This is a genomic window from Acinetobacter sp. ANC 4779, from assembly GCF_004331055.1.
Classification (GTDB): domain Bacteria; phylum Pseudomonadota; class Gammaproteobacteria; order Pseudomonadales; family Moraxellaceae; genus Acinetobacter.
This window is the reverse complement of record NZ_SJNU01000005.1, coordinates 149,435-163,823: the sequence shown is the minus strand read 5'-3', so window position 1 is coordinate 163,823 and position 14,389 is coordinate 149,435. Positions and strand designations below refer to the sequence as shown.

Genomic DNA, 14,389 nt, shown 5'->3' with positions numbered 1-14,389 from the left:
GATGTAAATTTTATTTAAATTATGTAGGTTTAATAATAAATTTGATCAATATTCAATTTTTTAATGCTATTACTTATTAACCAGAATAAGTAGTAGATATCAAATATGTATAATGCTAAAAGCCAATTTTTAAATAATAAATCTTATTCATCAAATGTGTTGCAAATTATTACTCATTATTTTTCTAAAAAAAAACAATATTGTTTATTTCTTGATATAGATGGGACACTTTCTGAATTTCATGTAGATCCTACAAAAAGTTTTATTCCTAAAAATACTTTGCAAACATTACAACAGTTAAAAGATTTAAATATTCATGTTATTGCTATTACTGGACGTTCTGTAAAAGTAGCATCTCAGCTCTTTTCCCCCCTTCAGTTACCCATTGCGGGAACACATGGTTTGGAAATACAAATTGATCAGCAAGAGAAATTAAATACTGGCATTAATGAACTTAATATTTCTTTGCTGCAACACCATGTTCAAAAGGCTTGCCTTCCTTATCCTCAACTGCTAATTGAAAATAAAGATTATTCAGTCGCTCTACATTACCGTCAATGTCCTGAACTGGCTGAAGCCACAAGAAAAATTGCACAGGATATTCAATACTTACACCCAGAACTTAAAATTAATGAAGGTAAATATGTATTTGAATTATTACCTTTAGAGGCTGATAAAGGACAGGCCATTCAAAAGATTTTACAGCATTATAATTTCAGCAACGTTTTACCTATTTTTATTGGCGATGACAAAACAGATGAAGCTGGTTTTAAAGTTGTAAATGACTATAACGGTGTGAGTATAAAAGTTGGAGAGGAGGAAACCGAAGCATCCTATCACCTTAAAAATGTTGAAGATGTCGCTAATTTTCTGGATTTATTTTCACAATTCTTAAAAACTCATTTTTCAGGACAGTCTCAAGTATCAAATGGAGAAAAAGCATGTCTAAATTAATCGTATTATCGAATCGTGTAAGTTTACCTAATCCTGATAAATCCACTGCAGGTGGCTTGGCAGTTGCTCTGCAAGATGCGCTGAGCGATATTGGAGGAATTTGGCTAGGTTGGAATGGTGAAAAAATTGAAAATCATCAGCAGCCAAGCTTTAGTCTGGCTGCATATAAAGGTGTGGAATACATCACCTGCCCTCTAACTGAAGAGCAATATAGCGGCTATTATTGTGGCTTTGCAAATAGTACCCTTTGGCCAGCCATGCATAATCGTGAAGACCTAATAGAGTATAAATCAGAAGAATTTAAAACGTATCAACAAGTAAATCGTTTATTTGCCCAGCAGCTTTCTAAAATCGCTCATCCGGATGACATTATTTGGGTTCATGATTATCATTTTTTAAGTGTGGCACGTTATTGTCGTGAATTGGGCATGCGAAATAGGATTGGATTTTTTTTACATATCCCCTTTGCTGATTTAAAAATCTGGAGTTTACTACCTACAGCTCAAAACCTTATTCAAGATCTTTGTCATTATGATGTGATTGGATTGCAAACTGAACACGACCAAAAACAATGTATGGATGTATGTCATCATTTCTTAGCATCTCAGGTCATTCATCCTAATGTGTTGAGTTATAACTATCGCCAGATCACTATCCAATGTTATCCCATTGGTATTAATCCAGAACTTATCCAGAAAGTCGCTCAGCAGAAAAAAGGCAATCCTCACCCAGTCTTTGACTTTAAAGATTTAAAGGATCAAAAAACTATTATTAGTGTGGATCGGATTGATTATTCCAAAGGTTTAATTGAGCGTTTTAATGCTTTCGAAGATTTTCTGAAAAACAACCCCGAATATCATAAAAACATCACCGATTTACAAATTGCTTGTCCATGCCGCATGGAGATCCCCGCTTATAAAAATTTATATGAGCTTATGGATTCAAAAGTAGATTCAATTAATCACGAATTTGCACAGGACAATTGGCAGCCCATCAATTGTACGTATGAAACTGTAGAGCATGATGCGTTGATGAAAATTTATCGTCAGTCCGATATCTGTTGGGTCAATTCTTTGCGTGATGGAATGAATCTGGTCGCAAAGGAATTTGTTGCGGCACAAAATCCTAACAATCCTGGGGTTTTAATTCTTTCTAAATATACTGGTGCAGCAGAGCAAATGTCTGAAGCCATTATTGTGGATCCGGATAGCTGTGGCGATATGGTTAAGGGATTAAAAACAGCTTTAACCATGCCGAAATCAGAACGTTTAGAGCGTCATAAACATTTAATGCAGGGTCTTAAACGTTTTGATATTACTGACTGGCGTAATGCTTTTTTAAAAGATCTTAGACGAGTTGAAATGTTCAATATGTCTAAACCGTCCCATCGCAAATCCTATACTTACTTTGCTCATCAGCAAATATATACTTAAGAGAGGTTATTTCTTCTAGCGACTAAAAAGCCGGGATATCATTGTATATACCGGCTATATATATATTTAAATGAAAATTAAGAAGTCTTAAGCTGTGTGAAATGATTTAAAAAGGCGATCAGCATTAATAAAACGGCAATTATCCCAAAAACAAGGGTTAATCCCATCATTTCACTGGTCAATCCCACCAAAGCAGGTCCTAATAAAGATCCGCTATAAGCCATAGTAGAAACACAGGATAATGCTGCTGCTTTGGGCATGACATTTTGACGACCGACACGTGAAAACATCACCGGTACAATATTCGAACAACCTAAACCCAATAAAGAATAACCTGATAAAACAACTATCCAATGTGGTGCCATAACTACAGTGAAAAGACCCAGTGATGCACAAATTGCACTATAAATAATGATATTTTTTTCACCCAGTATTCTCTGTAAGTAATGACCAGCAAAACGTCCAACCGTCATTGCGATAGCAAAAAATGTATAAGCAAGTCCAGCAAATGCAGGTTTTAAGCCATATTCACTGACTAAATAAATACCACTCCAGTCCATAGCTGAACCTTCTGACAGAAAAGCAATAAAACAGATCAGACCAATCAATAAAATTAGTGGACTAGGTAATTTTCTCGTCTTATTTTCATGTTCAGAAGGGTTGATTTTTTTATCGTTTTCAATTTTAGACAAACTATTGGGAACAGCAATTAAACTAATAACCATGAGTAAAATGCAAACGGCCAATGCACTCATGAGTGGTGATAGGCCGATCGCAAGTAATGCCGTTACAGTCATTACTCCAGCCAATCCACCTAAACTGCACATACCATGGAATTGAGACATCATACTTTTAGCACTGTTTTTTTCAACAATGACTGCTTGTAGATTAATCGCAACCCCTAAGCTCCCGGCAGCTGTACCAAACAAGAATAATGCTACAGACATAAAGATTACGCTGCTACTCAAAGCAAAAGTCGGTAAAACCAGTAATAAGATTAACATTGCTACTGAGATAATTACACGACAGCCTACTTTCTGAATGAGTAAACCTGTTGCCGGCATAGCAATCATGGAACCTAATCCTATACTCAGCAGCAAAGTGCCAAAGTCGGCATGATTGAGATGCAGTCGTTGCTGCGCATAGGGAATAAGAGGTGCCCAAGCGGCAGTACTTAATCCAAGAGTAAAAAAGCAAAGTAAAGTAGAGAGACGCTGTGCACTAGGTTGTGTTGCATGGTCTAAATGTACTGTTTTGGAAGAAAACATGTGTGAGCCACCACGATAAGAAAGTTCTGGGCATCCAAATCCAAAATAATTCCATAGAAAAACCCCTGTAGATTTATTGAAAACTATTAAATCTACGGGGGTTAAATTTGGCGAAATTATACACAAAACAACTATAAATAAATTGTCTTTTTTAATTATTTAAGAACTGTTTTGTAACTGTTCCCTATTACATAAAGTACGCTTAAAAGATGTTATATATAAGCCATTAAAATAAGAGATTATTTAGTAGATATATAGAAAATAGAACTCATTTTTATACCGCATGCAGTGGTCCAGGCTGCATATACCTGTACATCAAAAATTATAGCTGAAACGAAAAAATAAATAATTTATTTAATGCTTGGCTGATTGGTGAGCAATAGATCACGTTAAATATCCTGTAAATTAAAATAAAAAATTTCACATAAATAGATTTAACTTTCGCTTTAAAGAAAATAGGAGAAATTTATTTTAATATATTGAATAATTGAGTTTTTTATAAAAATAAAATCGTCATTAAAAGCCATTAAGTAAATTTACATAATTAAACTAAAAAATATATTTCTCCTGTATATGTTTGGATTTCAAATACATATTCTAATATTGCTCAATTATTATAAAAAAATTTCAGGAGCATCTTTATGTCAACTCAATTTGATTTTGTTTCTGTGGTGAAAAAACCAAATATTTATTTTGATGGTTTATCTATTAGTCGCACCATTCAGTTTAAAAATGGTATAAAAAAAACAATAGGCGTGATTTTACCCACAGAACGACCTTTAACCTTTGAAACACATGTGTCTGAGCGTATAGAAATTATTTCAGGTAAATGTCATGTACAAATAGCAAATGATATAGAAAGTCAGATTTATTTTGCTGGACAATCTTTTTATGTTCCAAAGAATAGTCAATTCAAGATTATGACAGATGATATCTTAGATTATATTTGTCACTTGGAAGACTAAATTTCCACAAAATCAACGAATAAGGGGAACAGTAATGTTCCCCTTATTCGTTGAAAATTTGCTCTACATGGCCTTGATAAAAATCTATACTTTTATAGCCATTTAAGCAGGAATAGCTTCCGCATTTTTCTCCCTCGCCCAAATGCGATGATGACGAATTAAATCCTTAAATTTTTCCTGTATTGTAGAAAAATTATCCGTACTTAATGTACCCTCATCCGTAACGAGTTGTAGAGCATCAAGTAATTTTTGCTTATCACCTAAAAATACAATCGGTTTTAAATGCTTATAAGCTTCAAGAATGTAGTGTTTAGTCACACCATCTTGTTTCACTACTTCGTAATTATCACCATCAACAACAATCACTGCATCATAAGCGATGGATGGTTCTGCTTTCTGCATTCCATTTGAATCCAGTTTCGCCTGTTTGTTATTTAAAACTGGCGCTGGCGTAGGTGTGAGTATGTGAGCAACTGCATTTTCAGCTTTCGCCCACTGCTGAATGGCTTCAATATTGTCTTGGTTCACCTTATCATGAACCAGTACAGCAATTTTTCTTGCTTTAATATCTTCTGGAACAAAAGCCTCCATACTAAATTTTGCCGATTTTTCTACTGTAGATGATTTGATATTTTGTGAAGAACCAGCAACTTCTATTCCCAAGTTTTTACCCACTTGTTGAGCCAAATCTAAATCAATATTCGCCAGTATTTCTTGTACTTCTCTTTCTCGAATATGTTTGCGCTGCACTTTGCTTAATTCAAAGGTGTAAGCATCTACCACATGTTTTTGTTCATGAGGCGCCAAACTCTTGTAGTACAAACGTGCATGAGAGAAGTGATCTGAAAATGATTCACTTCGTGCACGAATTTTCTTCCCATCAATACGCTCCTGATAGCTCTCAAAACCACCATTTTCTACAGCAGGTGCTGTTTCTACAGGCCAATTATTATCAATGGAATTGGGTTGATACGATGCCTGACCTTTATGAATTGTGGTTTGGTGCATCGCATCTCGCTGGTTATTATGAAATGGGCAAACCGATTTATTAATCGGCAGCTGATGGAAATTAGGTCCACCTAGGCGGCTCAGTTGTGTATCGGTATAGGAAAATAAACGGGCTTGTAATAGTGGATCATTAGTAAAGTCTATTCCAGGCACAATATGACCAGGACAAAACGCAACTTGTTCAATTTCAGCAAAGAAATTATCGACATTACGATTCAGTACAAATTTTCCAATGGGTGTAACAGGAACCAGTTCTTCAGGAATAATTTTGGTGGGATCGAGCAAGTCAAACTCAAACTTCATTTCATCTTCTTCTTCCACGATCTGAATCCCTAGTTCCCACTCTGGATAATTTCCTGCTTCGATCGCTTCATATAAATCACGTCGATGAAAGTCAGGATCCTTGCCAGATAATTTTTGAGCTTCATCCCATACCAACTGGCTTACACCCTGTTTTGGTGTCCAATGATATTTAATAAAAATGGCTTTACCTTCGGCATTAATCAACCGGAAAGTATGCACACCAAAACCCTGTATTGAACGTAAATTGCGTGGAATAGCCCGATCAGACATCGCCCACATCACCGCATGAGCCGATTCGGGAACCAATGAGACGAAATCCCAGAAGGTATCATGGGCAGACCCCCCCGTAGGAACTTCTGTATGGGGCTCGGGTTTGACTGCATGAACAAAGTCTGGGAATTTAATCCCATCTTGCACAAAAAATACTGGTGCATTATTACCGACAAGATCGTAATTGCCTTCCTGTGTATAGAACTTGATGGCAAAACCACGAATGTCACGTACAGTATCTGCAGAACCCCGTGGTCCTTGCACTGTAGAAAAGCGCACAAATATTGGTGTTTGAATTTCAGAGTTAGTCAAAAAGCCGGCTTTGGTATATTTTTCATTCCCGGCGTATGCTTGAAAATAACCATGCGCACCCACACCGCGCGCATGCACAATTCGCTCTGGGATACGTTCGTGATCAAAATGTGTGATTTTTTCCCGGAGTATAAAATCTTCTAATAAGGTAGAACCCCGCACTCCTGCCCTTAAGCTATTTTGATTATCAGCGATTTTTACACCCTGATTGGTCGTGAGTGCTTGATTAGTAGCATCACTTCGAAAAGCGTCTAACTGTTGTGTTTTTACGCTTTCATTTTTTTTATCTAAAGTATCAGTACCTGCTACTTCACTTTTGTTTGTTTTAGGGTCCATATTTCTACCTATAATTGTTAGTTAAAGTACTACCGAGGATGTTAAAAAGCGATGCAAATAACCTTGTGTTTACATGCAATTAATGAATAGATTAGTTTTTCTCGCTCAGAAAGGGAAAAAGATAATCCACAAAACGTCGAGTACACCAAAGGCCAGTTTCGTTATGATGAGCATGAGGTGCCAGATAAGGCAGCAATTTATTTATTTTGACAGCTAAATTGCCTGATTCGGAAATTTGCTGCTGTAGGGTCTCTAACTCTGCATTAGCTAAATAACTGAACAAGAATTCATCTATAGAGTTAGAAGTAGAGCTGACCTTTTTATACTTCGAATACGATTGTTTAAAATAGTCGCCTGCAATCCAGTCATGAATGATTTGCTTTTCAGTCGCATTAAAGACCCCATACATTTTGCCTTCTTCATGACTGATCAACTTCCAGAACCTGCTTTGTTCAGGATCCTGATTTAAAATAATCCACTGCTTTTCAATCAGCAGTTCTACAAATTCTTCGACTAAATTCGGCTCTGAAAGCCACTCATTAATAGAGCGATTATTAAATTTACATTTATCATTATGAATGACATTGCCGACCAGAGCTTTTCGTTTCAAAATATTAATCACTAAAGCTTCTGAACTTAAATTTTTAATAATTTGTCTAGAGGATAATCCTTTGTTATTCAAAGCAAAGCCGATTTTCATTTTTTCCATAAATGAATCTTTATCTTTGAATTTTTTATAAATTTTTTCCAAGGCCTTAATGGATAAGTTTGCATGACCATTGTCCATATTATCTATAGTGATATGCAGATTAAAATATTGGGAATTAATGCCTAATTCATTGAGTTCATAATTGGTAATCAGAAGATGTAATGGCAACTGTTCGTAGCCCAAATTAAAACCGACTATTTCAGGAATAAATTCAGGGGGAGCATAAGCAAGTGCTAATTGAATTGCAGGCTGATGATAATATTCATCTTCTAATTCTAATACGAAGTGTTCCAGCCCCAGCTTAACCAGTAAATCATCAAATAAACTCACATGATTAGATTTGGCTAAGCCCAACCCTAATTCCTCTACATATATTTGGATTAACTCATGAAAAATTGGATCATTCCAATAATGAACTAAGCTATATAACCATGCACCATCTACCCGCTTTACCGGAGCAACTTTAATAAGAAATTCAAAAGCTTGACTTACATTCTTAAAATACTCTCGTTCTCCCCCGCTATTCCTTCTGTCTTTATATAACTGATATTCACCACATTGAAATTTATTATCATTACATAGCCATTCAGAAATTTTATTCAATTCCGAAGGAAATTCTAAGTTATCTAAATTCAAGCTCTGAATTTCCTTATGTAGAAAACTTGCAGCTTTCCGCTCTTTATCCTGTTGGCTAATGTGTGAATTCATAAAATAATTCACTAGATCGCAGTAATTCTGATGATTTTTATCAATTAAATCGAGTAAGCGTTCTGTTACTGCTACTGGCATTTTTATTCTCCAAGCGGTAATTCTGCTATAAACATAAGTTATCAATATGACATGGGAAAAGATTCAAATTGTTATTATTCGTTTAATTTATGTTTAAATAACTTTTAGGTATTTATATAAAACAATCACTTAGATTACATAAATTCAAAACCATGAAAAAAATTTTAAAAAACTATATTGTTAATATCCACCTTGCTTCTTAAAATAATGTAATAAAAAATCAGATATGGTTATAAATATGACTACTAAATGCTGTAAATTAATGGTCAAAAATAATCTTAATATTACTTTTATTGAAAGTGCTTCTGCAGGCTATCTGGCTTACCGATTCTCTCTTAGTCCTTTTTCTGGTGAAATTTTAAATGGTGGATTAGTTTGTTATGATTTAAAAATCAAGAAAAATATTTTAAAAATCCCCACTAGAATGATTAAAAAATACACACCAGAGTCGTCTAAAATTACTGAACAATTAGTTCAAAAATCAAAAAAAATATTCAAATCAGATATATATGTTGGATGTACTGGGTTGCTCAAACCTGGGGGGTCAGAAACAAAGGATAAACCTGTAGGAACTTTTTTTTATTCCATTTTATATAAAAATAAACTATATAGTTATCGGTGTTTTTGCAAAGGAAAAAAGGAAGAGAAATTAAAAAAACTGATTAATTTGGTATGTAAGAGTTTAGTTGAAATTATTAAAAATAATTAATTTTTTAATAGCATTTATCTTATTTTAATTTTTAATATATTTTGTTTATTGAAATCACTCTATAGAAACATTAAATATAATATCAAAAAATATGTAACATCTATTTTATTTATTAATTAAAAATTCATGCTAATGATTATATCTAGTTTATACAGATTCTAAAATTTTAATAACTGTATATTATGAGGTGTAAAAAATGAGTAATGTAAATAATCAGCAAGATCAAAATAATATTCACTCTAATAATCCCACTCAACAACAGAATGACAATCAGCGTCAGCAAACTGGACAACAGAAAAATTTTGGAAAAAATCTAAATGACCAAAATAAACAGTAGAAATAATTTGTAAATTAAACATTATTTATCCCACATAAGGGTATTAAATCACCTTATATATTGATTCAAGAAACAGCAGTTAAATAACGACTAATGCGAATTTAGAAAATCAAAATCATACTCCAAACAGTGTTAAATCTTAAAAATATGGGCGTAAAAACCACACTAATCAAACATATTTCAATGATTTACATCGTGTTATTCCAGATGTTGGTTATGCTCGAGATTTATCTTCTGCCTATGAGTTTGAACGTAATTCCCGATCTAAATATGGTAAAAATGCACATTTTGAAGATTCCAAAAATGATCGGAAAGTAAAATGGGATAAATTTAAAGCAGAGTCATTTTTAAAATGGGATCAAGTTAAAAATGCAATAAAAGATGCATGGGATAAAATTTAATATTTTATAATATTGGCTTTTATAGTGTATATTTTTCTGAAAAATAAAAATAAAAATAAAAATAAAAATAATTTATAATCTTAAATATGATTATTTTTTTTAATATTTATTCGTGTCATAATGATAATTCTATTCATTATTAATATATAATAATGAATAATTTATAAAAATTTAATCTAGTATTCATTTTATAAGAACAATTAATGATGGTCGAATTTTTTGAAATGTATTTCACAAATTTTCGGTTATAGCTTGATTTAACTTACTCTCTAAATAAGCTATTTAATTAATCAATTATGTTATTTAATGTTTCTCTATAATAAAATATATTAAAAATCTAATAATATATTATCGATATATTGAAGAATATGGGAAAGAATATGAACAAATATCCTAAGACTCCATCTATGGAAGTGCAAAGCCATCAGCCTGGCATTCAATCCAAAATGCATCCCCAGCCCGAAGTCATCAAAAACAATTACAAAGGAAGTGATAAATTAAAAGATAAGGTCGCTTTGATTACTGGCGGTGACAGCGGAATCGGTAGATCTATTTCGGTACTATTTGCCAGAGAAGGTGCAGATATTTGCATCTGCTATTTAGAAGAAGATCAAGATGCGCTTGATACTAAAAAAATGGTTGAAAATGAAGGACGTCGTTGCCTACTTATAAAATGTGATTTACAACATCAAGATGAAATAAAGAAAATGGTAGATACTGCCCTTCAAGAATTTAAAACTATCAATATTTTAGTCAATAATGCAGGAGTGCAATATCCACAAAAGTACATTACCGATATCAATACACAGCAACTTTTTAAAACCTTTGAAGTAAATATTTTTTCAATGTTTTATTTAACTGAATTATTAGTGCCCTATATGAAACAAGGCGATACGATTATTAACACTACAAGCATTACCAGTTATCATGGGCATGACTTGCTGATAGATTACGCGAGTACCAAGGGTGCAATCACTTCTTTCACACGTAGTTTATCTACCAACCTATTAAAAAATAAAACAGGAATTAGGGTGAATGCTGTCGCTCCCGGACCTATTTGGACACCCTTAATACCGAGTAGTTTTGATGAAGAACAATTGAAAGATTTCGGTAAAAATACACCGATGGGACGTATGGGACAGCCCAGCGAAGTCGCTCCCGCATATTTATTTCTTGCCTCAGATGAAGCAAGTTATATCTCTGGACAGGTCATTCATGTCAATGGTGGTAGCATTGTAAATGGTTAGATAAATATTAAAAAATTAAGTCTATATTAAATAATGCAGAAATTATTGAATACAGCTTATAAAAAGGCGCGGATCTAAGATCCGCGCCTTTTTATTTGTCATGCATTACTTTTGTTGGTCTTGCTGATTTTGCTGACGTTGTGAATCATTTTGTTGCTGCTGTTGACGTTGCTGATCTTGAGGGTTTTGCTGGTTAGGCTGACGCTGTGGATCATTTTGTTGCTGCTGTTGACGTTGCTGATCTTGAGGGTTTTGCTGGTTAGGCTGACGCTGTGGATCATTTTGTTGCTGCTGTTGATGTTGCTGATCTTGAGGGTTTTGCTGGTTAGGCTGACGCTGTGAATCATTTTGTTGTTGTTGACGTTGTTGATCTTGAGGATTTTGCGGTTGATTAGCCATTTTTAGTTCCTTCCTATTTTTAAAATAAAATAAGTCACATGAGTTTGTAACTATTCTAAATTTGCATATTCATTGTTATAAAGCTATGAGGCTCATGTGACATTTATTGTCATTGTAAATTTAAATTTTTTACAAATTAAATAAATGTTTCATTAAAATCAAATTATTTAAATATTTTAAAAGGAATTTATTACATTTTTTACCGAATCAAAACATAGATAAAGTTCAAATGGAGGAATTAATTCTATTGGGTTTAAGTCATACTTTTTAGGTAAATTTTCTAAAATAGTGCTCCATTCAAATAGAATGTAACTTTTAAAAAGTTACTAATGTTTATGAGGTCGCTAACACTATTTCGGGATAGATACTCTCCAATAAATGATGAGTTAATATTTATTCTCATTATTACATAATATTACACCAAATATTAAAAAGGTAATTAATGTAAGTATATGAAGTTAATCTCATATTTGAGTGGAAGGAATATTTATGTCGAACATGGGTAAAACATCAAGTGTTAACTTGGCAAAAATTGTATTAGCTCTGATGATTGGCACTAGCAGTATATTAACGCAAGCACATGTATAGACAGAGCCATTACAGGCTGTTGAAAAAGTTGATCTAAATAAGTATTTAGGAACTTGGCATGAAGTTGCCAGAAAACCTTTGTATTTTCAAAGAAAATGCGACAGCAAAGTGATCGCGAACTACTCTTTAAACAAGAATGGCAATATTAAAGTCGATAATAGCTGTTATACAAAAGATGGAAAGTTCAAACAGACGATTGGGGAAGCATTTGTACAAAATGCTCCGCTTAACTCCAAACTAAAAGTAAGTTTTTTACCTAAAATCATCCGTTGGTTTCCTGTGGGACGTGGCGATTATTGGGTTTTAAAAATTGATGAAAATTATGAAACAGTATTGGTGGGCGAACCCGATAAAAAATATATGTGGATTCTTTCTCGTTCACAACAGCCTAAACCAGAAGTGGTACAGGAGTATTTGGATTATGCGGAATCTATTGGATATGACTTGAGTGATGTGATTAAAACCAAACAGATTCAAAAATAATTTCCATCATGAATGATCTAAAGCATGAATCTAATGTTCATGCTTTTTTTCGATTTAAACATTGCATAAAATAAGCCTCAATCACCTTCTCGAGACATGATATGTCCATGCAGTTAATTTGGTTTCGACAAGATTTACGAATTCAAGACCATGCCGCTCTTTGGCATGCTGCTCAAGCGGGACCCTGCATTGCCTTGGTTGTCATTTCACCTGAACAATGGGCCCTACACAATGATGCCGCTGTTAAAATAGATTTTTATTTAAGACAACTTCAGGTGCTTAAAACCCAGCTAAAAAACCTCAATATCCCATTAGTGATTCGGCATATTCCGCTATGGAAGGATATTCCCCAAGTCGTTTTACAGCTTACAGAACAACTCAAAGTCAATTGCATCCATGGCAATATTGAACTAGGTGTCAATGAGTTGAAGCGCGATGCACAGATCCAAAAGCTTCTAGATAAATACAATAAAACACTCGAGCTGTATCATGACCGCACTTTATTCCCTGTCGGTAGCATTCGCAATAAAAGCCAGCAACCTTATCAAGTTTTTAGCGCATTCAAGAAAAATTGCTATGAACGATTCAGTGTGAGTTTGCCGCAGTGTTATCCTCAAATTGAAGCACAGCCTGATCTTCAACTTGACTCTCTCGAAGAAGGGTCTATTTGTACTTTTGCAGAGTTATATCCAAATCATCCTTCAATAGAACTCCAGGATCGTTGGCCGGTTAGTGAAGAATATGCCTTAACTTTATTGGATGATTTCATCAATGATAAAGTGATTCACTATGAGAAAGAGAGAGACTTTCCTCATCTGGCCTCAACCAGCCAATTATCACCCTATTTAAATTCCGGGATGATTTCTATTCGTCAATGTATTCAGGCCTTATTTCGTCGACAGCATGGACACTTCCATATTGAACATTCAGGTCAGCAAACCTGGCTGGATGAATTATTATGGCGCGAGTTTTATCAACATATTCTATTCGATTTTCCGCAAGTCTCTAAACATCAACCCTTTAAGGCTGATACACAAAAAATCCACTGGCGTGACCAAGCTGAAGATTTGGCCGCCTGGCAGCAAGGGCAAACCGGTATTCCTATTATAGATGCAGGAATGCGCCAATTAGTGGCAACGGGCTGGATGCATAATCGGGTGCGCATGATCACGGCGATGTTCCTGACCAAAAACCTGCTGATTGACTGGCGGCTCGGGGAACAATGGTTTATGCAACATTTAATTGATGGTGATTTGGCAGCAAATAATGGCGGGTGGCAATGGTGTGCCTCTACAGGTACGGATTCAGTGCCCTATTTCCGTATATTTAATCCCATCAGCCAATCGCAAAAGTTTGATGCAAATGGTGACTATATTCGTCAATGGGTTCCTGAACTGGCTCATTTGGATGCCAAAACCATCCATGAGCCTTATGCCAGAAATTCCAATTTGGCTTTAAATTATCCTAAACCGATTGCAGACTTGAAACAAACCCGAATTCGGGCAATCGAGGCTTTTAAAAGTATTTGAATGAATATGTTTTAGGTATTTAAACTAAAAATTTAGAATCAAAAATTTTCAATTCCTAATTTTTTCTAGTATTTACATCAGAAAATTATACGTAATAAAAAAGCTTAATATTATTGTTAAGCTTTTTTATCTCTTTGTCTTAGCTGACTGCTCTTAAAACTTATAATTTTTGTTACGAAACATGCTGTTTCTTATTATGTGATAATAAATTTATTATAATTAAATTACTAATATATAGATATTACAATGAAGGAGTAATCAATAAAATTTATTATTAATCAATATCTTACGAAAAAATTTATCCGACATTTTTTTAAAACAAATATCTCTATTAATATGATGAAAATTT

Annotated in this window: 11 protein-coding genes and 1 pseudogene; 8 read left to right on the top strand and 4 right to left on the bottom strand. The window is 33.9% G+C overall.

The window, feature by feature from the left end; translation table 11 throughout:
* Positions 1-105 precede the first annotated feature (105 nt).
* Positions 106-954, top strand: coding sequence for a trehalose-phosphatase (otsB, locus tag E0H80_RS07950; protein ID WP_131364731.1), 849 nt, complete (start codon positions 106-108; stop codon positions 952-954).
* Entirely contained in the window at positions 942-2,387 is a 1,446-nt protein-coding gene (locus E0H80_RS07945; RefSeq protein ID WP_131364729.1) for an alpha,alpha-trehalose-phosphate synthase (UDP-forming), read from the top strand. The genes otsB and E0H80_RS07945 overlap by 13 nt, the downstream gene beginning before the upstream one ends.
* 77 nt (positions 2,388-2,464) lie before the next feature.
* Here E0H80_RS07945 and E0H80_RS07940 read toward each other — a convergent pair whose 3' ends face one another.
* A complete protein-coding gene (locus E0H80_RS07940) occupies positions 2,465-3,655 on the bottom strand; it encodes an MFS transporter (protein WP_131364727.1) in 1,191 nt (396 codons plus the stop codon).
* Between the two features lie 641 nt (positions 3,656-4,296).
* On the opposite strand from E0H80_RS07940, the gene E0H80_RS07935 reads away from it, so the two are divergent.
* Positions 4,297-4,620, top strand: coding sequence for a pyrimidine/purine nucleoside phosphorylase (locus E0H80_RS07935; RefSeq protein WP_131364725.1), 324 nt, complete (start codon positions 4,297-4,299; stop codon positions 4,618-4,620).
* Between the two features lie 102 nt (positions 4,621-4,722).
* Here the strand turns inward: E0H80_RS07935 and katE are convergent, their stop codons facing one another.
* Both katE and E0H80_RS07925 read right to left on the bottom strand, forming a co-directional pair.
* The gene (gene katE, locus E0H80_RS07930; protein ID WP_131364723.1) at positions 4,723-6,849 is read right to left on the bottom strand and encodes a catalase HPII; all 2,127 of its coding nucleotides are present in this window, start codon (positions 6,847-6,849) and stop codon (positions 4,723-4,725) included.
* A 91-nt stretch (positions 6,850-6,940) separates the two neighbouring features.
* Positions 6,941-8,347, bottom strand: coding sequence for an iron-containing redox enzyme family protein (locus E0H80_RS07925; RefSeq protein ID WP_131364721.1), 1,407 nt, complete (start codon positions 8,345-8,347; stop codon positions 6,941-6,943).
* A gap of 238 nt (positions 8,348-8,585) precedes the next feature.
* Between E0H80_RS07925 and E0H80_RS07920 the strand changes: the two genes are divergently transcribed.
* From E0H80_RS07920 to E0H80_RS07910, 3 genes are all read left to right on the top strand, one after another.
* A complete protein-coding gene (locus E0H80_RS07920) occupies positions 8,586-9,056 on the top strand; it encodes a CinA family protein (RefSeq protein ID WP_131364719.1) in 471 nt (156 codons plus the stop codon).
* 196 nt (positions 9,057-9,252) lie between these two features.
* Positions 9,253-9,393: a hypothetical protein gene (locus tag E0H80_RS16610; protein WP_165494294.1), complete on the top strand. Its 141-nt coding sequence runs from the start codon at positions 9,253-9,255 to the stop codon at positions 9,391-9,393.
* Between the two features lie 781 nt (positions 9,394-10,174).
* Positions 10,175-11,041: an SDR family oxidoreductase gene (locus E0H80_RS07910; RefSeq protein ID WP_131364717.1), complete on the top strand. Its 867-nt coding sequence runs from the start codon at positions 10,175-10,177 to the stop codon at positions 11,039-11,041.
* Between the two features lie 105 nt (positions 11,042-11,146).
* Here E0H80_RS07910 and E0H80_RS07905 read toward each other — a convergent pair whose 3' ends face one another.
* On the bottom strand, positions 11,147-11,440 hold the full coding sequence (locus E0H80_RS07905) for a hypothetical protein (RefSeq protein WP_131364715.1): 294 nt from the start codon (positions 11,438-11,440) through the stop codon (positions 11,147-11,149).
* A 591-nt stretch (positions 11,441-12,031) separates the two neighbouring features.
* Here E0H80_RS07905 and E0H80_RS07900 point away from each other — a divergent pair.
* A pseudogene (locus E0H80_RS07900) lies at positions 12,032-12,511 on the top strand (lipocalin family protein); the annotation flags it as partial.
* A gap of 107 nt (positions 12,512-12,618) precedes the next feature.
* Positions 12,619-14,040 (top strand): cryptochrome/photolyase family protein, encoded by a 1,422-nt coding sequence (locus E0H80_RS07895; RefSeq protein ID WP_131364713.1) that lies wholly within the window; start codon positions 12,619-12,621, stop codon positions 14,038-14,040.
* Positions 14,041-14,389: the final 349 nt, after the last annotated feature.